The sequence below is a fragment of the Dactylosporangium darangshiense genome, from assembly GCF_039537565.1.
GTDB lineage: Bacteria > Actinomycetota > Actinomycetes > Mycobacteriales > Micromonosporaceae > Dactylosporangium > Dactylosporangium darangshiense.
On record NZ_BAABAT010000002.1, the window covers coordinates 297,212 to 317,562 of the forward strand.

Below are 20,351 nucleotides of genomic sequence, written 5' to 3' on the forward strand. Positions count from 1 at the left end.
CAGACATGGGGACCTGCCTACCGTAGGTCCGCGGCCCCGGCCGAAAATCCGCATTCGGACCGATTTGCGGGGGCGTTGGAGGGCTTATAGTTAACACTGGGAGCGATACAGTGACGCCATGCTTCGGCGAGTGGCGACCGTGCTCGCGGTCCTGGCCGCCGCCCTCCTCACCGCCTCGCCCGCCGACTCCCGGACCAGCCGCCGGCCGCTGCGGGTCCTGCAGCTCAACCTCTGCGACAGCGGCTTTGCCGGCTGCTACTCCGGCCGGGCGGTCCCCGCCGCCGCGGCCGTCCTGCGCGACCGCCGCCCCGACCTGGTCACGCTGAACGAGATCTGCGACGACGACGTCGCCGCCCTCGGCGCCGTCCTGGACGACCTGTTCCCCGGCGACACCGTCGTGCGCGCCTTCCAGCCGGCGTACGACCGCCGCACCGCCGGCCCGTTCCTGTGCCGCAACGGCCGCGCCTACGGCATCGGCCTGCTCGCCCGCCTCCCCGCGCCGCGCCGCGCACACACCGTCGACGGCGGCCTCTACCCCGACGGCGACACCCAGGACGCCGGCGATCCGGAGGAGCGCGCCTGGCTGTGCGTGCACGCCCCCGGCGCGTACCAGGCCTGCACCACCCACCTCGCCAACACCAAGCCGGCGGTCGCGCAGGCCCAGTGCGTGTACCTGCTCGGCACCGCAATCCCCGCCGTGCACGCCCGCGCCGGCTATGAGCCAACGGTCCTGGCCGGCGACCTGAACCTCCCCGACATCACCGCCTGCCTGCCGACCGGCTACCAGCGCCGTGACGACGGCGCGGTCCAGCACGTGATCGCCACCGGTGACTATCTGATCACCACCGGTGCGCCGTTCGACCTCGGCGGTGTCACCGACCACCCAGGGCTGCTCGTCACCCTGTCCGTCGTGCACCCGTAGGCTGCCGCGGTGCTCGTCGTCGCGGTGCTCCTGCTCGTCGTCGTCCTCGGATTCGCCGTGGCAAGACCCTTCAAGCTCCCCGAGGCCGTCGCGGCCGTCCCCGCAGCCGTGGTCGCCGTCGCGTTCGGCCTGGTCCCGTGGCGCGACGCCGTCGACGAGGCTCGCGCGCTCGGCCCCACGATCGGGTTCCTCGCCGCCGTCCTGCTGCTGTCGTACCTCGCCGAGCTGCACGGCGTGTTCGTGTACATCGGCGACGTGGCCGCCCGCCGGAGCCTCGGCCGCCCTCGCCGCCTGCTCGGCGCCGTCTTCCTCGCCGCCGCTTCGGTCACGGCTGCACTCAGCCTCGACGCCACCGTCGTACTGCTCACTCCCGTCGTGTTCGCCGCGGCGCTGCGCATCCGGGCCCGGCCGGCGCCGCACGTGTACGCCTGCACCCACCTGGCGAACTCGGCCTCGTTGCTGCTGCCGGTGTCGAACCTGACGAACCTCCTCGCGTTCGCCGCGTCCGGCCTCGGTTTCGCCGCCTTCGCCGGCCTCATGGCGGCGCCCTGGCTGGCCGTGATCGGCGTCGAGTACCTGGTCCTGCGCCGCTTCTTCGCCGCGGACCTGGCGGTCGGCGCCGGTCCCGTTCCGGCCGCGGCCGGCCCGGCGCCGCGCTACGCCCTGGCCGTGCTCGCCGCGACCCTGGCGGGCTTCGCGCTCGGCCAGCCCCTGGGCGTGCACCCCGCGTTCGCCGCCGTGGCGGGCTCCCTGGCCCTGGCCGTCCCGCTCGTGCGCCGCCGCCTGCTGACCCTGCCCGCCGCGATCCGCGCCGCCAACCCCGCCTTCTGCGCCTTCGTCCTGGGCCTCGGCATCGTCGTGCTCGCCGTCCGCACGCACGGCCTGGGCCGCCTGGTCGACGCCCTCGTCCCCGCCGCGCCGACGTTCCTGGGCCTGCTCGCCGTCGCGGCCCTGGCGGCGCTGCTGGCCAACGTGCTCAACAACCTGCCCGCCACGCTGGTACTCCTGCCCGCCGTCCAGCACTCGCCCGGCCTGCTGCTGGCCGTGCTCATCGGCGTCAACGTGGGCCCGAACCTGACGTACGTCGGATCCCTCGCCACCCTGCTCTGGCGCCAGATCCTGCACGCCCGCGACGCGGCCCCCTCGGCTCGCCAGTTCCTGCGCCTGGGCGCGTTGACGGTTCCGGCCGCGCTGATCGCCGCGGTTACCGCACTCTGGGCCGGGTTGCACATCGCCGGGGTGTAAATGTGCGAATGTCAGGGCATGAACGTGCTCGTCTGGATCGCCGAGGGCACCTGGTCGGCCGCCACCGACGCCGCCGCGCGGTACACCCCGCCCGGCGCATCGCTCACCCTGCTGCACGTCGTCGACCCCGCACTGGCGGCGGAGGTCGCCGGCGCCTGGACCGGCCTGCTGGGCCGCGGCCACCGCGACACCGCCCCGGCCGTCGATGCGATGGCCGCCGCCGCGGAGCAGGACCTCCTCGCCGCCGCGGCTGAGCGGCTGGCCCGCCCTGCGGCTGTCGCGTCGCGCCGCGGCCCGGCCGAGCGCGAGGTGGTCACGGCCTGCACCGAGCTCGGCGCCGAGCTGCTGATCGTGGCGCGCGACGGCGAACGCAACCACCTCGGCCCACGCAGCCTCGGCCGCCAGACCCGCTTCGTGGTCGACCACGCCCCGTGCCAGGTCCTGCTCGTCTGGCCGTAGGACGGGCAGGTGTCCGGCCGCCGGCCGAGGTTCGGACCCCGGCAACGGCGCGCGGGACCAAGGTCCCTGAACGGACGGCACCGCGGCGACGCATGATCGAGGTATCCGGGCGCCGGCGGTCGCCGACCGGACGCTGGCGTGCGGCGACGGACCCGAGGAGGAGCGATGCACGCCAAGGACATCATGAGTACCCCGGCCCACACGGTGCGCGCCGACGCGCCGATCGGGGACGCGGTGGCGCTGCTGGAGCGGTACGCGATCACCGGCGTCCCCGTCGTCGACGACGCGGGGACGCTCGTCGGCCTGATCAGCGAGCGCGACGTGCTGCGCCAGGCGGCATCGGGCCGTGCGCCGCAACGCGTCCGCGACGTGATGGCCGGCCTGCCGGTGTCCGCCTGGCCGGAGGCCGACCTCGCCGACCTGGCGGCGGTCATGGTACAGCGGGACGCACACACCGTCCCGGTGGTCACCGAGGAGCGCGTCGTCGGCGTGGTCAGCCACTGCGACGTGCTGCGGACGCTGCTGCCCACCGACGACACGGCCGAGCGGGAGGCCCAGCACCGCCTCGACACCTACGCGGACGGGCGGCGGCGCTGGCCGGTGCACCTGCACGACGGCGTCGCGACCATCGACGGGCGGTTCGACGACGACACCGAGATCGCGGTGGCCGAGGCGCTGGTGCGAACCACCGCCGGCGTCGACGCAGTCCGCGTCACCGCCCGGGCCGGCTGAACCCGGCGGCCGCCGGGCCAGTCGAGGGGGTGGGCACATGGCCGGCCGGCAGATCGTGGTCGGGTTCGACGGCGGGGAGCCGGCGGCCCAGGCCGTGCGGTGGGCGGCCCGCGCCGCCGCTCGGCGCCGCGCACCGCTGCGCGTCGTCCTGGCCTATCACTGGCGGGTGCCGGCGGCCCTCGCGCCGCGCGGCCGGCTCGCCGGCACCGCCCAGGATCTCGCGGGCACCCTTGCCGCCGACGCGGCCCGCGCCGCCGATGCGGCCGCGCCCGGCGTGGACGTGCACGCGGAGGCGGTTCTCGGCCACCCGGCCGACGTCCTGCTGCGCGCGGGGGCCGACGCGGCGCTGCTCGTCGTGGGCACCCGAGGCTGGCACCGGGCCGCCGGCGCGGTGCTGGGCTCGGTCAGCCAGCAGGTGGCAACGCACGCCCGGTGCCCGGTCGCCGTCGTGCGCGGGCGGCCGGACCCGTCCGGCGGCGTGCTCGTCGGCGTCGACGACTCGGCGCCGGCCGGCGCGGCGCTCCGGCTGGCCTTCGCCGAGGCGGAGCGATGGGAGGCGCAGCTCGTCGCGGTACGGGCGATCGAGTCGCCGCTCGCCCCGCCGGCGCTGGGCCTGCCGCCGCTGCTGTACGACACCGCCGAGGCCGCGCGCTCCCTGTCGGCGTCGGCGGCCGAGCGGGTCGCCGCGGCGGCCCGGGAGTGCCCCGGCGTGCCCTGGGAGTTCCACGGCGTGACCGGCGACGCGGGCGACGTGCTGTGCGACTGGTCGCAGCGGACCCGGTTCGTGGTGGTGGGCTCCCGCGGCCATGGCGGCGTCGCGGGCGTGCTGCTCGGCTCGGTCGGCCTCTATCTGTTGCAGCGCTGCGACTGCCCCGTCCTCGTCGCACACGCGATGCCCCGGTGATCTGTTGCAGCGCTGCGACTGCCCCGTGCTCGTCGCACACGCGATGCCCCGGTGGCACGCGACGCCCGGCGGTCAGCCCTGCCGTGCCACGAGCACGGGCGCGGCGGAGTGTTCGAGGACCTGCTGCGCCACCGAGCCGGGGGCGAGGCTCTGGAAACCGCCGCGGCCGCGGGAGCCCAGAACGATCATGAGCGCGTCGCGGGCCTCGTCGAGCAGGACGGGCACGGAGGGGCCGTGCGCGACGTGCGCTCGGACGGGGACGTCGGGATACTCCGCCCGCCAGGGCTCCAGATCGGCCTCGAGCTCGCGCGCGGTGATCTCGCCGATGTCGGCTGACGTGGTGGACCGTCCCCGGCGGTGCTCGGGCTCGTGCCAGGTCCGGACCGCGGTCAGCGGCACGGAACGGGCCGCCGCCTCCGCGAAGGCCAGGCCCAGGGCGTGCTCCCCGGCGCTGGACCCGTCCGCGCCGACGACGATCGGCCGGTGCCGAGGCAGCAGCGACTCGGGGCCGGCCCACCGCTCGGCGTGGTGGACGACGAGCACGGGGCAGTGCGCGTAGCCGGCCAGGTGCACCCCGACCGAGCCGACGAGCAGCGAGCGGAAGCCACCGCTGCCGCGGCTGCCCACGACGACGAGGCTGGCGTGCCGGGAGTGTTCCACCAGCACGCGGGCGGGCTCGCCGTGCCACGTTGCGGTGGTCACGTCCAGGCCCGGCTGCCAGTGCCTGATCTCGGTGGCGGCGTCGACGGCGATCCCATGCTCGTCGACGATCCGTCCGTACGGACCGTGCAGCTCCACGGCGTGGACGATCAGCAGCGGCCTGCCCATCAGCAGCGCTTCGTCGGCGGCCCAGCGGACCGCGCCGAAGGCGGCGGGCGATCCGTCGACACCCACGATGACGGGGGGATTCGCGGTCATGACGGCCTCCCCGGATTGGAACGGCTCGTGCAGTCCCAGCCTCGCGCGGCGCGCGGCACGCGGCCAGAGGTCAAGGGCCCGGCCGCGCGGGACCTTCGACCGTTGCGCTCACTCGGGCAGCAGGAGCCCCAATGACCCGGGTGACCAGGGCCGAAGGTCCCACGATGTCGGGACCGGACGGCCCCAACGGAAACGCCGGCCCGCTGGGGTCCGGTCGGTCAGCGGCAGGCGCGGCGGCTGTGCGGCGTGGCGGCTGCGTGGCGCGGGCGGCCGGGCTGGGCAATGCCGCCCTGACCGGGCGTCGGCAGACCCGCGATCATGGGCGGGCGCAAGACCCAAGGTACGGTGAGGATCATGTTCAGCGTCCCCCTCACCGACGGCGCACAGCTGCGCCCGCTGGAGCCGTGGCAGGCCGAGGAGTTCCTCGCGCACATGGACCGCGCGCGGGCCACGGTCGATCCGTGGATTCCGTGGGCGTCGGTCAGCACCGACCTCGCCTCGGCGCGGGCCACCCTCCAGCGCTACTCGGACCTGGCGGCCCGTGACGGCGGGCGACTGTACGGGATCTGGCTCGACGGCACGCTCGTCGGCGGCACGATGTTCGTGAGCTTCGATGCGGCCTCCGGTGTGTGCGAGCTCGGGTGCTGGCTCGAGCCGGCCGGGCAGGGCCGCGGGCTCATCACCGCAGCGACCAGGGTGCTCATCGACTGGGCACTGCGCACCCGTGGGATGCACCGGGTCGAGTGGCGCTGCCGGCCCGACAACGTTGCCAGCGCCAACGTTGCCCGGCGGCTCGGGATGCGGCTCGACGGGGTGCTGCGGGAGGCGTACCCCTACGCGGGCGTCCGGCACGACATTCAGGTCTGGGCATTGCTGGCCACCGACGAGGCACCCGAGTAAGAGTGGCGTCGGCGGCTTCCGAATCTGCTCCTCACGCTACACCACCCGACCTAACCGATCATGCCCCGCATTACCCGCCGTGACGGCTGCGCTACGCGCTCAGTGCCAGTGTGAAGCAGGCGAATGCGACGATCGCGGCGCTCGAGCGGAACACGTCCAGGCGCTCCCATCGGCGGACCGTCGCGCGCCAGCCCTCGGGGGGAGCGTCGGCGCGCCAGTCGATGACCTTCATGTTGATCGGGACCGTGCCCAGGAACGAGAACAGCAGGAACGCGACCAGGGCGACCAGGCCGGCCCAGCGCAGGGCGGAGGCGGCGGCGATCACGGCGGCCACCGACGCCACCACCGCGGGCAGCATCAACGCGGGCACGACGATCCGCAGCGAACGGACCAGGGCGACCCGCGCCTGGATGTGCGCGCGGTCGTCGAGCGTGCGCAGCGCCGGCTGCACGCCGTAACGGACGATGAACTCCTCGCCGGCCAGGAGGCCGGTGAGGATGACGGCGATCGCCTGCAGCAGCATGATGCAGACACTTTAAGGCGGCGCCCGCCACGCTGCGGACGCCGCCCGTCGCAGGGTCGCGGGCTCAGCAGGCGTTGCTGCGGAAGTCCGAGACCGCGGTGCCGGAGAAGCCGCAGGTGTACGGCGTGAAACGAGCGTCCTGGTTCAACCAGCGCTTGAACCAGGAGACCATCGCCCGCGAGGCGGTCGAGTTCGTGCTCTGCGGGAAGAAGTGGCTGGCGCCGGTCAGCTCGACGTACGTCTTCGGGCCCGCCAGGGTGTTGTAGAACGGCAGCGAGTGGCTCGACACCGGGGCGACGGTGTCGGACTGGCCGCCGACGATGAGCACCGGCTCGCTGACGTTGTTCCACGTCTTGTCGGAGTCCCACGGCGCCAGCGGTACGCCGGCCTTCACCAGGCCGGACGTGTCCGCCGCCAGGGCCTCCAAGGTGCCGCCGCCGCCCATCGAGTGGCCGGCGACGCCGCGGCGGCTGCCGTCGACGCGGGAGCGCACGGCCGTGGGGGCCGTGTTGACCGCCCAGTTCAGCGCGGCGAGGAGCTGGTTGCCGCGGCTGCCCGGCTGGTCGTAGATCGAGTTGGTCTCGATGCCGACGACCACGAAGCCCCAGGACGAGAGCCTCGGGCCGATCCAGGCCAGGCTCGACCAGGTGGCGGTGAAGCCGGGGGAGATGGCGACGACCGGGTAGCGGCCCGAGGCCGTCGGGTAGTACACGCGGCCGCCGCCGAAGCCGCTGACCGTGCTCGAGATGCTTGCCGAGGTGACGGCGAAGCTGCCGTCACCGGTGATGTTCGCCGCGGTCGGCGCCTGGCCGATCTCGTCCGCGACCGCCGGGGTGGCGACGGCGACGCCGGTGCCCATGAGCGCGAGGATCAGCCCGACACGCAGGGCGAACCGCGCGATGAGCCGGGTGGCGGGGGTCTGTCGCTGCAACGCTGCCTCCCATGCAACTGGCGGATAGTTCGATGGCGGTCAGTATGTGCAGGCCGCTGGGGCGCACGGATCCGTGAAATCGCCAGTGTCGGCATCGGGTAGGCTGCGCCGGTGAGTGAGCCGTTCGCGCTGCCCCCGTGCGAGCCGGGCGGTCCGGACCCGGCCGGCATCGTCGCCTCGATCGAGGGCTGGGTGACGTCCCCGGCGATGGTCGACCTCGTCGGGCACTTCGGCGGCGAGGTCCCCGACGAGCCGATCGACACGGTGCTGGAGCGGCTGGCCGAGTTCTCGAAGGTGTGGGACTTCCGCGCCGGCGTCAAGGAGCGGTTCGACACCGAGCGCATCGACTTCGGACCCGAGGTCGACCCGTGGGTGCGCGCCCGGATCCGGGCGTTGGGGCTCGGCGGGCGGGAGCACCCGGAGTACCACACCTATGACCACGTCGTCGTCCTCGGCGGCGGGATCAGGGTGGCGCTCGGCCGCAGCGACTACACCGCCCGGCTCTTCGCCGGCGGGCTCACCGCGCGCACCCTCGCCGGGCTGGGCAGCCTGCGCTGGCGCGATGACCGGGAGTACCGCGAGGGCGTCCGGCTGGGACTCGGCCCGATCGACACCGAGGCCGACATGATGACCGAGAGCCTGCGCCGCTTTTTCGGCCTGGCCGAGCCCGCGACATACCGCTCCGGCGACGACTGGTGGCACCGCGTCTGGCCCGTCCCCGGCGTGGCCGAGGTCCACGTGCTCGCCGCCGCCTCGACCCGCCCGCCGCTGCGCGCCAACACCGCCGACACGCTCATCGGCTGGGCCGAGCACATCGGCTCCCCGTCCCCGACCGACCGCGTCCTGCTCGTCACCAACGACCCGTACGTGCGCCACCAGCACTGCGACGCCGTACGCCTGCTCGGCCGGCGGTACGGCTGCGGCATCGAGACGATCGGGTTCGACGAGCTCGCCATGCAGGAGTGGGGGCGCCCGCTGAGCACGACCGAGCTGCTGCAGGAGGTCCGCTCATCGATCCTCGCGATGCGCAACCTCCACGACTCCCTCGCGTAGCGGTGCCTTGTATCGTCCGAACATGGATGAGCGGACGGGGCGGTGGCGCGAGCTGAACCAGGCCTCCTGGGACGAACGCGTGCACATTCATCTGGGCAGTACCTTCTACGACGTGGCCGGGTTCGGCGACCGCCGCGACTCGCTGAAGGACTTCGAGAAGGCGGAGGTCGGTGACGTCACCGGCAAGCGCCTGCTGCACCTGCAGTGCCACTTCGGCCGGGACACGCTGTCGTGGGCGGCGCGCGGGGCGCGGGCGGTCGGCCTGGACTTCTCGCCCCCGGCGGTCGAGGCGGCCACGCAGCTGGCGGCCGACCTCAACCTCGACGCTCGGTTCGTCCTGGCGGACGTCTACGACGCGGTGTCGGCCCTGCCGGGCCAGACCTTCGACATCGTGTACACCGGCTTCGGCGCGCTGAACTGGCTACCGGACCTGCCGCGCTGGGCAAGCCTCATCGCGGAGCTGCTCGACGACGGCGGGTTCCTCTACCTCGCCGAGTTCCATCCGTTCAGCTTCGTCCTCGACGACGAGACGGGCCGGACCGTCACCAACGACTACTTCGACGAGGGCCCGCACCTTTCCGGCGGGCCCGGCACCTACGCCGACGCGACGGCCGAGACCGAGCACGACGTGACCATCGAGTGGACACACATGCTGTCGTCCGTCGTCTCGGCGATCGCGGGCGCAGGGCTGCGCATCGAGTTCCTGCACGAACACGACCACACGTTCTACCTGCAACGGCAGTCGCTGCAGGAGCACGCCGACGAGATCTACCGGCACCCCGTCGGCGCACCCCGCTACCCGCTGACCTACTCCATCCGCGCGCGCAAGCCTGGGTGATGCAACCGGATCGACCCTGCGCGAGGGGCTCAGGTGCCCGTCAGCGGGGTGGACGAGACGGTGATGTCGTCGAGCACGACATCGTAGGTCCGTCCGGCGGTACTCTCCCCGATCTGGAGCCGGCAGATCTGCGCTGTGCCGAGGTTCTGGCCGGTGAGCGTCAGGCCCGGCACCGCGACACCATCCAGCGTGACGTCGACCGTACTGGCGGCGCCGTTGACGGCAGCGTGCAGCACGACCTGGTGCCACGCGCCGGGCGACACTACGGTGCTGCCGTACGTCGTGGTTCCGCCGACGTTGTTGCGCAACGAGAGCCGGCCGCTCGCGTCGATGTACACGTTGACGATCGAGGAGCCGGTGCTGGTCCGGAAGCCGAGCAGGTTGACCGAGGTCTCCCGGCTCGCCACGAAGACCCAGCCCTGCATCCACAGCTCCTGGTAGGTGTTGCTCAGGGTGGTGTACGCGTAGGAGACCGCTCCGGCGCCGCTGGCGCGAGCGGCGTTGGTGCCGGTGTGCGCGATGCTCCCCTGCACGGTCAGCCCGCTGACCGGACTCCATTGGCCCAGGTCCCCGGTCTCGAAGCCGTCATAGAACACCGAGCCCTGCAGTTGGGTCGTGACCGAGACAGGCGCGCTCGTGGCCTGGTTGCCGGCGGTGTCGAACGCGGTGACGGTGTAGGTGTAGCTCGTGCCGGGCGCCACAGTCGTGTCGGTGTACCGCGTCCCGCTGGCGGTGCCGATGATGGCGCCGTTGCGACGGATGTCGTAGCGCACGACGCCGACGTTGTCGGTGGACGCACTCCACTGCAATGTCACCTGGCTGGCGGTGGTGCCGGCGGACCGGAGCGAGCCGGGCGCGGTCGGCGGGGACGTGTCGGCGACGGTGGTGACGGTGACCGGCGCGCTCGGCGACGAGGCGTTGCCGGCGGCGTCTCTGGCCACGACCCGGTAGGTGTACTCGGTCCCCGGGGTGAGCCCCACGTCGCCGAAGCCGGTACCGGCGACCGTGGCGACCGGTGCGCCGTTGCGGAGGACGTCGTAGCCGGCGACACCGACATTGTCGCTCGACGGCGACCACGACAGCGAGACCGTTGTTGTGCCGGTGCCCGTCACCGTCAAGCCCGCGGGCGCTGCCGGCGGTACGGTGTCGGTCGGGGTGCCATTGCCGTACGGCACGGACGCCGAGCCGGTGTTGCCCGCGAGGTCGCGCGCCTGGACGTGGTACGTGTAGCCGGTGCCGACGACCGCCGTGGCGTCGATGTACTCCCTGCCGCCGCTTTGGACGGTCGCCAGGTACTGGGAGTCGCGATAGACGTCGTAGGCCGCGACGCCGACGTTGTCGGTTGCCGCCGACCATTGCAGACGCACCTTGGTGGAGCCGGACTTCGTCGCGGTGAGGCCGGGTGGCGCGCTCGGGGCGGTGCTGTCGGCGCCGAAGTCGAAGGTCTGCACGTCGAACGTGCGGCCCTGCGCGTCGGTCGGGGTGACCGTGATCCGCTTGCCGTCGACCCGGACCTTGACGAAATGGAAGACCTGAGCGTCGCTGGTCGGGACCGGGGCGGCGCCGCACGCGTAGCCCTTCTGCTTGCTGTACGACCAGCCCAGGGCGTACCCGTCGTTCGGCGAACAGCTGCTGACGGAGCTGAGGCGCGCTCCGCCGCCCCCGGTCACGTAGCTGAACACGCCGCCCGGCGGGCCTGCCTGGCGCTGGTAGCTGTGCGAGTGACCGTTGAAGACGAGCTTGACGCCGCCGTCGGCGAGCAGCTTCTCCAGGCTGCCGGTCGCGCCGGGCGTGTGCTGCAGGTACTGCGACCCGGGCTGGCTGTTGTCGTCGGAGCGCAGCGGGAAGTGGAACGCGGCCATCTTCAGCTCGCTCGGGTGGGCGGCCAGATCCCGTTGCAGCCACTGGTACTCGGCCGAGGCGGGCGTCCAGTGCGCCTGGTGGTCGATGTCGTACATCGCGCAGTGCGAGCCGCATTCCCCGCCGGTGGCGGTGCCCACGTTCTGGTCGGACCAGGACGCGTCAAGAAGGTAGAAGCGGACGCCGCCGGTCGAGAACGCGTAGTACGACGTCGGATAGCTCGCCGGATCGGTGCCGGCGATGGACGGGTACGACACCATGTCGTACACCCCGCCGGAAGCAGCCGTCACCGCAGACTGCGGCCACGTGGACAGCAGGTTGGCGTTGCGGCCGTGGTTCGCGCTGAGGGTGTACAACGGGACCTTCTGCCCCGGGCCGGCCCAGTACGCCGGGCCGAACACGGCACTGACATTGACGCCGGCCTGCTGCAGGTCGCCGAAGTTGGTCTGGCTGCCGCTCGGGTACCCGAGGTCTCCGGTCTGCAACGCGAACCGCGCACCGCTAGCGCCGACCTGGGCGAGCACCCCGGCCTGGTTGGCGTTCAGGGTGCCGTCGTTGACGCCGCCGTTCGTGGTGTCGCCCCAGTCGCCGAAGACCGCGAACGTGAACGGCTTGGTGCTATCGGCGGGCTCGAGTGTGGTGAAGGACGGCGACGGGTTGTCGCCGAGCAGATCCGTGCCCGCATCCGAGTAGACGCGGTAGCAGTACGTGGCACCCGCCTGCAGCCCGCTGACGCGGATCGACGACTGGTACCGGGTGGCGCCATTGACGGTGATCGGACTGCCGAGCGCGCCCGACATGACCGACGACGCGGTGCAGTTGCCGGCCTGGCCGAACTTCACCACACCCTGGCTGCGCGCCGTGGTCGCCCAGGTGACCTGGACCGAGGTGCCGGTCAGGTCGGTGAGGTACGGGGCGCGCGCCAGTTGGGCGTCTGCGCCGGGAAGTTCGGCCCGTGCCGTTGCGGGCGCGAAGCTGACGAGTGCTGTGCCAAGGACAAGGGCCAGCACCTGATCGGCGCGGGTGAGGCGCCAGCGGGACCTGCTCACAACGTACCTTTCGGATCGGATGGGAGGCGTTGGGCGGGGATGTCCCGCCCGTGCCGTCGTTGGCGCCGAGCAATGAGTCCCACCGTGACGATGAGGACGATCGGGAACCCCGCCAGCAGCCCGACGTTGGTCAGGGCGCTGCCCCGCCGGGCATCCCCGGCCGCGCCGCGGCCGGGGCCGGCGAGGCTGCTCGAGTCGAGCGCGGCGGAAGGCGCGCTCGGCACGGCGCCGGAGCGCAGGTCCCGCAGGACGTCCAGTGACCGGGTGCCGTACTTCAGCGACGGCTCGACGTATGAGTTCTCGGAGAACTCGTTCCAGCTGATCAGGCCGAGCACGTCAGGTGCGGAGCGCACCGCGGCCGAGTACTGGACCCGCAGCGTCTCGCCGTCCTTGCGGTCGACGGTGCGGGTGCCCCCGACGAGTCGTGCGTCGAATCCCGGCGCGAACGGCGCGACCCAGTACTTGCCGTCCCGATGGATCGCGTCGCTCATCGCGGCGAGCTTCGGGCTGTGGTCGCCGTAGCTGTCGGGGTTGACGGACGACCAGTAGTAGGCGTCGCCATCGGTGACGTCGGCGAGGCGCCGGTAGCCGTCGACGGACTTCTCCGTCGACAGGACCAGCATGTCCTGGCGTACGGGTCCGGTTGCCTTGGCCACGTCGTCGTGGTTGAACTCCCAGGTGCCGCTGAAGATGGTCAGCGGCTTGCCGCCGAGGCGGAGAAAGACCGGGTCCGGCGCGAACTGGTCGCGGAACATGGACAGGTCGGCGGCGACGCGGCTCACGGGCTGTGGGTGCCTGTCGAAGTCGAGCCCCTGGTAGATCATCGCCAGCTTGAAGTCGGCGGCTCGGGCGACGTCCATGAGCAGGCGCAGCCGTCGGTTGTTGGTCTCGGTGTTCTTCCAGCTGACGATGAACCCCTTGATGCCGGCGGACTTCGCCCACTCGATGTGCTGGCGCATCACGCCCGTGTCGTCGCTTGAGTACCGGCCGAGGGTGGGGTAGTCGATCTTCGCCCGGTTCCACGACGAGGGGTCGAACCACACGTAGTAGTACGCCAGCAGTGGCGTCGCCGGCTCGGCGGCGCTCGCGGGTGCGGATGGCGGCGGGCCGATGACGACAGCGCTGGCGACGTTGCCGGTGAACAACCCCGCGGCCAGGAGCGCACCGGCGAGCGCCAGGATCAGCAGCCTCCTCATCGGCGCACCATCCGGCGGGCGGCGACGTGCAGCCGGTGGCGCCAGGCGGGCCGGCCGAGCAGGAGCAGACCCAAGGCCACGAGCAGGGCTACTGTGCCGGCCACGACGATCTCGCGGACGGCGATGACCGTCACGTCGACGGTCTGGTCGCGGGACAGCACGAACCACCGGTCGAGGACGATGCCGCTGGCGTGAAGCTTCACCCGGTACGCGCCGCGGGGGATGCCGGTGAGGACGGCCGTGCCATCGGGACCGAGCGGCACCGTGCGCGACGAGCCGTCGGGGAACATCACGACCGCGGTCGAGCGCGCCGCCCCGCCCGTCAGCGCGCGCCGGGCCCGGATGGTCAGGTCGTGGAAGCGCAGCGGTACGGAGACCGTCGTCGATCTGGCCGGCTCGAAGCGCTGCCGGCCCGCGTCCACGACGTTGCTGCCGGCAATGGTGACGCTCTGCACGGAGTACGACACGTCGACGCTGCGCAGCGTGCTCCGGTGGTACACCGGCACCGAGCCGTCCAACCAGACCGAGCCGGTCGCCGGGAGGTCGAGGATCGTGCCGTCGTCGCGCTTGATCTTCGCGACCGTGCCGTCGTTCATCGGGATGGCCTTGCCGGTGTCGTCGACGAACTGGCCGGTGAGCCGGTACTGCACGGCGAACGCGACCGTGACGGTGGTGTTGACGCGCATCGGCAGGCCGGTGATGGTCGGCTGGTACGCCTGGCCGGGGTCGCGCTGCCCGGCCCACCGGACGAACCGGTACCGCCGGTCGGGGCGCTCGAACGTGGTGTCCTGCAGCGTGATCGAGTGCTTGTCGAAATTGTGCTCGGCGGTGTACGACGCGGTGCCGCCGGCACCGGTGACCAGCGACCGACCGTCGAAGGTGAGGTGGACGCCGGGGATCGCCGGGACCGTCCGCACGGTGACCGTGATCGGCCACGGCTTCCGCTTCGGGTGTGGGCGCGCCGTGTTCGCCTGGGCGACGCCCTCCGGGGCCCAGACCAGCGCGGCGACGACGAGCGCCACCATTCCCGCGACGACGCGCCTCATGCGTCGGCCCCCTCGGGCTCCTTGACTACGTCGGGCTCTTCGACTACGTCGGCCTCTTCGACTACGTCGGGCTCCTCGACTACGTCGGCCTCTTCGACTACGTCGGCCTCTTCGACTACGTCGGCCTCTTCGACTACGTCGGGCTCCTCGACTACGTCGGGCTCCTCGACTACGTCGGCCTCCTCGACTACCTCGGCCTCCTGCACAACCTCGGCCTCCTTCACGACCTCGGTAACCTTGACCTTCTTGGCTTTCGGCACCACGGCGAAGACCAGCGCCAGGACGACGAGGAGCGCGCCGCCCCCGTAGAAGCCGTAGATCGGGCGGACGTCGACGCCGGGCGCGGCGGCATGGGTGCGAGCCGTCCCGACGACCGTTGCGTCGCGGGGCGGCGCGGTGAAATCGAAGGCCGTCGCGAGACTGGACCCGGCACCGACGTCCAGGGGCTTCAGGCCCCAGTTGTCGGTCACGAACCGCAATGCGGCCGTGGGGTCGAGGGTGGTGTGGTCGGCCCTGCCCCGCGCGACGTATGGGCTGACCAGCAGCGCCGGTACTCGCAGCCCGAGCTGGTGCCCGCCGACCTTGGGCGGCGCCACGTGGTCGTACCACCCGCCCGAGCCGTCGTACGACCACAGGAACGCCGAGTCCCGCCAGTACTGGCTCAGCTGGAGTTGGGTGACCAGGTCCCGGACCAGCCGCTGACCGGCCCCGATCGACCGGGCGGATCGTTCGCTCGCACCGGAGCTCGCCACGTACGCCACCGCCGGCAGGGTCCCGGCCACGATGTCGCGGTGGTACTCGCTGAGGTCGACGATGTGGCCGCGGAGCTTCGGATCGTCGAGGAACCGCGCGTAGTTGAGCAGCGGCACGCGAGCCGACTGCGACGCGGCGGCGTCCGATGTGGACGCCGTGCGGAACGTCTCGGCGGGCTTGTAGTCCTCGACGTAGAACTTCCAGCTGACCCCGACGGCCTCCAGCCGGTCGAAGATGGTCGGTTCGTCGCCGTAGCCTCGCCGCGGCAGCTGTTCGCCACCGCCGGGCGTCTGGCGGCCGGTCACCCAGTACGAACGGTTGAGGCGGATTCCGTACGGCGCTGAGGAGAAGAAACGGTCGAACAGCACATACTCGTCGGCGAGGTTCCAGTAGTACGGCAGATCCCGGTCGTCGTAGTAGCCCATGGCCGGGGCGCCGTCGCGGCCCCGCTCCTGGTAGGCCGCGACGAAAGCGTTCATCGCGCCTCCGCCGAGCTGAGCCTCCACGAGGCTGCGTTCGGCGTCGAGTGCCGTGGGCGGCCCGTCGTGCAGCGAGAACGGTTGCACGCAACCACGCTCCGGCCGCTTGAGGTCCAGCGCCTGGCAGGCGTCGTCCGGCAGCCCGTCCACGCCGGGGTAGGTGCCGAAGTAGTTGTCGAACGTGTGGCCGCCCTGCATCAGGTAGATGAAGTGGGAGATCGGCGAGCGTGCGGGCGCGGCCGCCGCCGGCTCGGCGGGCAGCAGCACCGATGCGCCGGCCAGGGCGAGCAGCAGACAGATACGCGCGCTCACCGGGCACGCACCCGGTAGATGACGATCACCATCTGGTCCGCGTGCCCGACCCGGGCCGTCCCGCTGTACACGGCGACGCCGTGGAACCGGTCGATCAGCGTGCGGGCCTTGGCGGTGAAGAACGCCGCCCGGCTGGCCGTGTACGAGTCCCAGACGATGTACTGGAACCGCCCGTCGCGCAGGGCGCGGTCCGGATTCGGCACCGCAACGTATGACGGGTTGCGTTGGTTCGGGTTGGGCGACACGGACAGCGCGTACGCCCGCCGCTTGCCGTAGAACTGCAGGACGTTGGCCATCGACGGGCCGATCGTCAACAACTGTGCGCCGGCAGGCACGTTGTCGCGCACCCAGAGGCCGGCCTCCCGCCCGCCGGCGAGCCCGCCCGTCCCGGCCAGGAACGTACCGCCCTGCGGCGGGCGGATCGCCTGCCAGCTCGCCCCGGCCAGCGAGATCGTCACCACCAGCGTCGCGGCGATCAACGCCAGCCGCCCGGCCCGCAGGCCGAGCCGGTCCAGCGCGCGCCCGGCGAGGATGGCCAGCGCGGGTGCGATCGGCAGCAGGTACTGGTACCCCTTGACGGGCCACAGCGTGAAGAACACCACCGGGACGATCACCCAGCACAGCAGCAGCCGCTCCCGCCAGGTCCACTCGCGCCGCAGCCAGATCAGGCCGGCGAGGGCGGTCCCCAGCGTCCCCAGCCCCACGGCGGACGGGACGGTCGTGAAGTAGAAGGAGAGCTCGTGGTTCGCCGGGCGCACGAGCTGCCACAGCAGGTAGCTCTGGCCGCTCGAGCCGGCGCCGGCGTACGCCTTGGCCGCCGCCGGCACGGCGACCAGCAGACCGAGCACCGCGAACGCGCCGACGAGGTGGGGCACGCGCATGCGGACGATCGGGGTGAGCGCGAAGAACACATAGAGGCCGCCGAGAACGACCAGCGCCGTCTCCTTGGCGAGCATCGCGGCGCCCAGCGACGCACCTGCCGCGATGAGCCAACGGCCCGCCGCCGTCTCGGCGTACCGGACGACGCAGTAGATCAGAACCGTCGCGAAGAAGGTCATCAGCCCGTCGAGCAGGACCTGCCGGCTGACGACCACGTGGTACGGCATGACGGCCAGCAGCAGGGCGGCGATCAGGCCGGCGCGGCGCCCGTACATCCGCAGGCCCAGGGCATACACGACGGCGACCGTCAGCACGCCGATCGCGGCGGCGACCGCGCGCGCCGACCAGTCGCTGACGCCCGCCCGGTACACCAGCGACACGAGCAGCTGGAACAGGACCGGATGCGCGCGGAACACCGGGAAGAGGCCGCTGAGCGAGGTGTCGCCCGCGATCGAGGCGGCGGTCCCGGCGTAGACGGCCTCGTCGCTGTTGAACCCTTCGCGACTCAGCGCGACGAAGCGGAACGCCGTGGCGAGTGCAAGGACGCCGGTGACGGGGACGGCCCGCAGCAGCCCGGCGGGGCGACGACGCCACGGTCGCCGCCCGCCATCCATCGGTTTCGCATCGGCGATCACCGACACTGTCACGTAGCTTCTCCCAGCTCGGGCTCCACCATGCGGGCGCCCCAGCGCGGCCACACGTCGGCCGCAGTCGGCTGCCGCGGCACCGCCGGTGTCGCCGGCGGAGGCGTGACGAGAGGTGCGATGACGTCGGCCCACCCGAAGCAGTCGGAGCTGATCACCTGCGTCCGCACGCCGGCGAGGAACCCCTTGAGGATCTCCCGTTCCTTCGCCCGGAGCTCCGCGTAGCCCAGTCCGTCGATCGTGAGGCCCGGTGCGAGGTACCGGAACGGCGGGAAACCGTAGGCGTCGTCGGTGTTTTCGATCATGCGCTTGAGCGTCGTTTCGCGGTCGAGGTCGTGCATTCCCGGCTTGCCGCGTTCGATGATGTACAGCTCCGACACCCGCGTGCTGCTGCCCATGCGGCATGGCACGAGCCGGTCCACGTTGTACTTCGGTGGCGGTACGAGCATCTGGGTCAGCGCGTTGATGCCCATGATCGGCAGGTTGAACCGGCTGAGCGTCAGCGCCAGTGAGCGGCCACCCTTGGAGTGCAGTCGGCTCTGCAGTTGCAGCCGGCGCCACTCCTTCGCGGTCAGCTCGTTGGCCTTGACCGCCCGCAACGTGTGGGAGCTGATGGTGAGCGGCTTCGGGAAGCACACAGCAGTCCCGTCGGCCGAGATGACCGTCATGTCGTCGGACAGGAACCGTCCATCGTGGTCGCGCAGGAGCCGCAGCACGGTCGCGGTCTTGCCGGTGTCGGTGAGCGCGGAGAGCATCACGCCGGTGTCGCCGAAGCTGACGCACGCCGAGTGCAGGAGCATCCGCCCCCGGGAGACCAGGACGAACCGCAGCAGCGCCTCGATGATGTTGGTGTAGACCACGTGCGGGGAGCGGGCCAGCAGCGGACCCACCACGATGTTGATCGGCTGGCCCAGCTCGACCTGGAAGTTGGCGCCGAAGCGCCCGAAGTGCTCCTCGTAGCGCAGCGCGGCGGGACTGCGGTGCTCGGTCAGCGACGCCCGCTTGCGCAGCCGGCGGAGTCCGACGTCACCGACCCGGACGGCGATGTCCACCTTGTCGTCGGCGATCCACTGCGCACGGAAGAACTCCAGCTCCGGCAGGAGGATCTGCGACCCGATGGTGACCGCACCGGCGACGTCGTATCGGTACTTCAGGTAGCTGGAGCGCTTCTGGGCGCTCGCGGCGGCGGGCTGAGCCGGGCCGTCGTCAATCAGCAGGCGGACCGGATCGCGCCTGGTCCTGGCGGCTCCGTAGATCACCCGGTCGCTGAACAGGAACCGGACCAGGAACAGCGCCACCAGCGTCGCGGCATTCGCGACCAGGAGGCCGAGCCCGGCCCACACCAGCAGTTGCAGCACCGGCAGCCGCGCCGCGAGCAGCAGGTTGTTCATCATCAGGAACCGGGCGCCGCGACTGTGCCACCTGCCGTCGGTCTTCGTGCGGTACACCAGCGTTTCGATGAGTGCGAAGTTCCACAGCGTCGAGGCCTGGGTCGCCACCGCCGCCGCAAGCAGGTGGTGCATCCCCGCGACGGAGTGCAGGGCCCAGAGCGCGACGCTGTTGACGGCGAGACCGGTCAGCCCGACCAGCCCGAACGCGATCATCCGTCCCAGTTGGCGCAGCCGCTGGGCGCCGGTGGCCGGACCTTCCCGCAGCTGTCCCACCAGGCGCTGCCGGCGCAACCGTCCGAGCAGGCGCAGAAAGGCGAACCCCTCGCGCATCGATGCCTTCGAGGTGCCCGTGTGCCTGCGCTCCATCTGGTACGCGGCCTCGGCCACCCGGGCGGACGGATGCCGGACCAGGATGTCCAGCAGGATCTTGAACCCGATCGGATCGAGACGATTCAGGTCAATGGCCTTCGCGCGGAACGCGAAGAGGCCGCTCATCGGGTCGGTGACGGTCGCGAGACGTCTCGGGAACAGTGTCTTGGCCAGGCGCGTCGCCATCGACGATGCCCAGGTCCGGTGCGCACCGGCCAGTCCCGCCTCCGCCGAGCCGGCGCCCGCGTACCGGGTTCCGATGACCACGTCGACGTCATGACGGATCGCGGAGGTCGCCATGGCGACCGCCGCCTCCGGCGGATGTTGCAGGTCGGCGTCCAACACCAGCACCCACGAACCTCGCGCGATACGGGCACCCTCGACGACGGCGGAGCCCAGGCCGCCCCGCCGCTCGCCCTCCGGGCGGCAGATGAGACGAAGTGGTACCGCGGAAGCCACCGCATGCTCAGCCACGATCTTCGGCGTCGCGTCGTCGCTGTCGTCGACGACCACGATCTCCGCGGAGATGCCGGCGACCGCGGCGTCCAGACGATCCAGCAACGGACCGATATTGCCTTCCTCGTTCCGCGTCGGTACAAGCACTGTCAGCAGAAAGGGCAAGGCGGCGGTCCCGTCGGTCGGGGGGACGGCGTCGTCGTCGGACAGACCGAAATCGGCCAGCATGGTCAAGGCGAACCTCCAGGAAGGTTGGAAGGCGGGCAGCGTCGAGCCCCGCGGCAGCGCCGGCGCCGGCCGCACGAACGCACGGCGCAGTGCCGACCAGGGCTCCTGAGTCGGGTGAAGGTGTGCCGGGTGAGCGCGGGAATGAGACGAACCCGCACCGCGAATATCGCGCGGCTGCGTAGCCACCAGCGGTTACGGCAAGGTGTCTTGGAGCTGAACGCTAGGTGTACAACCGCTGAGTTCTGTGTAGAACCGGAGGAGGTG

At 71.9% G+C, this 20,351-nt stretch carries 17 protein-coding genes; 8 read left to right on the top strand and 9 right to left on the bottom strand.

What is annotated here, in order from left to right; genetic code table 11:
* The first annotated feature begins 118 nt into the window (after positions 1–118).
* From ABD901_RS04975 to ABD901_RS04995, 5 genes are all read left to right on the top strand, one after another.
* A complete protein-coding gene (locus ABD901_RS04975) occupies positions 119–922 on the top strand; it encodes an endonuclease/exonuclease/phosphatase family protein (RefSeq protein WP_345121706.1) in 804 nt (267 codons plus the stop codon).
* A 9-nt stretch (positions 923–931) separates the two neighbouring features.
* Positions 932–2,167 carry an SLC13 family permease gene (locus tag ABD901_RS04980; RefSeq protein WP_345121708.1) on the top strand — a complete coding sequence of 412 codons (1,236 nt, stop codon included), beginning with the start codon at positions 932–934 and terminating at the stop codon, positions 2,165–2,167.
* A gap of 18 nt (positions 2,168–2,185) precedes the next feature.
* A complete protein-coding gene (locus tag ABD901_RS04985) occupies positions 2,186–2,626 on the top strand; it encodes a universal stress protein (protein WP_345121711.1) in 441 nt (146 codons plus the stop codon).
* A 165-nt stretch (positions 2,627–2,791) separates the two neighbouring features.
* Complete coding sequence (locus ABD901_RS04990) at positions 2,792–3,358, top strand: CBS domain-containing protein (RefSeq protein WP_345121713.1); 567 nt, start codon at positions 2,792–2,794, stop codon at positions 3,356–3,358.
* A gap of 37 nt (positions 3,359–3,395) precedes the next feature.
* Positions 3,396–4,262, top strand: coding sequence for a universal stress protein (locus ABD901_RS04995; RefSeq protein ID WP_345121715.1), 867 nt, complete (start codon positions 3,396–3,398; stop codon positions 4,260–4,262).
* A 72-nt stretch (positions 4,263–4,334) separates the two neighbouring features.
* On the opposite strand, the gene ABD901_RS05000 is transcribed toward ABD901_RS04995, so the two are convergent.
* On the bottom strand, positions 4,335–5,180 hold the full coding sequence (locus ABD901_RS05000) for a universal stress protein (protein ID WP_345121717.1): 846 nt from the start codon (positions 5,178–5,180) through the stop codon (positions 4,335–4,337).
* 354 nt (positions 5,181–5,534) lie between these two features.
* Here ABD901_RS05000 and ABD901_RS05005 point away from each other — a divergent pair, with 354 nt between their 5' ends.
* Positions 5,535–6,080 carry a GNAT family N-acetyltransferase gene (locus ABD901_RS05005; RefSeq protein ID WP_345121719.1) on the top strand — a complete coding sequence of 182 codons (546 nt, stop codon included), beginning with the start codon at positions 5,535–5,537 and terminating at the stop codon, positions 6,078–6,080.
* 91 nt (positions 6,081–6,171) lie between these two features.
* On the opposite strand, the gene ABD901_RS05010 is transcribed toward ABD901_RS05005, so the two are convergent.
* Complete coding sequence (locus ABD901_RS05010; protein WP_345121721.1) at positions 6,172–6,603, bottom strand: anthrone oxygenase family protein; 432 nt, start codon at positions 6,601–6,603, stop codon at positions 6,172–6,174.
* Positions 6,604–6,667: 64 nt separating this feature from the next.
* On the bottom strand, positions 6,668–7,534 hold the full coding sequence (locus ABD901_RS05015; protein ID WP_345121724.1) for an alpha/beta hydrolase family protein: 867 nt from the start codon (positions 7,532–7,534) through the stop codon (positions 6,668–6,670).
* A gap of 111 nt (positions 7,535–7,645) precedes the next feature.
* On the opposite strand from ABD901_RS05015, the gene ABD901_RS05020 reads away from it, so the two are divergent.
* Together ABD901_RS05020 and ABD901_RS05025 are read left to right on the top strand one after the other, a co-directional pair.
* Positions 7,646–8,587 (top strand): hypothetical protein, encoded by a 942-nt coding sequence (locus ABD901_RS05020; RefSeq protein WP_345121726.1) that lies wholly within the window; start codon positions 7,646–7,648, stop codon positions 8,585–8,587.
* A gap of 22 nt (positions 8,588–8,609) precedes the next feature.
* Positions 8,610–9,425, top strand: a complete 816-nt coding sequence (locus tag ABD901_RS05025; protein WP_345121728.1) for a class I SAM-dependent methyltransferase — start codon at positions 8,610–8,612, stop codon at positions 9,423–9,425.
* Positions 9,426–9,454: 29 nt separating this feature from the next.
* Here the strand turns inward: ABD901_RS05025 and ABD901_RS05030 are convergent, their stop codons facing one another.
* Genes ABD901_RS05030 through ABD901_RS05055 form a run of 6 tightly spaced genes read right to left on the bottom strand, consistent with a single transcriptional unit; the run spans position 9,455 to position 20,087 of the window.
* Positions 9,455–12,334 (bottom strand): fibronectin type III domain-containing protein, encoded by a 2,880-nt coding sequence (locus ABD901_RS05030; protein ID WP_345121730.1) that lies wholly within the window; start codon positions 12,332–12,334, stop codon positions 9,455–9,457.
* Positions 12,331–13,530: an endo-1,3-alpha-glucanase family glycosylhydrolase gene (locus ABD901_RS05035; protein ID WP_345121732.1), complete on the bottom strand. Its 1,200-nt coding sequence runs from the start codon at positions 13,528–13,530 to the stop codon at positions 12,331–12,333. Before ABD901_RS05035 ends, ABD901_RS05030 begins: the two co-directional genes overlap by 4 nt.
* Positions 13,527–14,576 (bottom strand): hypothetical protein, encoded by a 1,050-nt coding sequence (locus tag ABD901_RS05040; protein WP_345121734.1) that lies wholly within the window; start codon positions 14,574–14,576, stop codon positions 13,527–13,529. Before ABD901_RS05040 ends, ABD901_RS05035 begins: the two co-directional genes overlap by 4 nt.
* Positions 14,573–16,120, bottom strand: a complete 1,548-nt coding sequence (locus ABD901_RS05045; protein WP_345121737.1) for an alkaline phosphatase family protein — start codon at positions 16,118–16,120, stop codon at positions 14,573–14,575. Before ABD901_RS05045 ends, ABD901_RS05040 begins: the two co-directional genes overlap by 4 nt.
* Positions 16,117–17,646 (bottom strand): ArnT family glycosyltransferase, encoded by a 1,530-nt coding sequence (locus tag ABD901_RS05050; RefSeq protein ID WP_345121739.1) that lies wholly within the window; start codon positions 17,644–17,646, stop codon positions 16,117–16,119. The genes ABD901_RS05045 and ABD901_RS05050 overlap by 4 nt, the downstream gene beginning before the upstream one ends.
* Positions 17,643–20,087 carry a glycosyltransferase gene (locus ABD901_RS05055; protein ID WP_345121741.1) on the bottom strand — a complete coding sequence of 815 codons (2,445 nt, stop codon included), beginning with the start codon at positions 20,085–20,087 and terminating at the stop codon, positions 17,643–17,645. The genes ABD901_RS05050 and ABD901_RS05055 overlap by 4 nt, the downstream gene beginning before the upstream one ends.
* Positions 20,088–20,351: the final 264 nt, after the last annotated feature.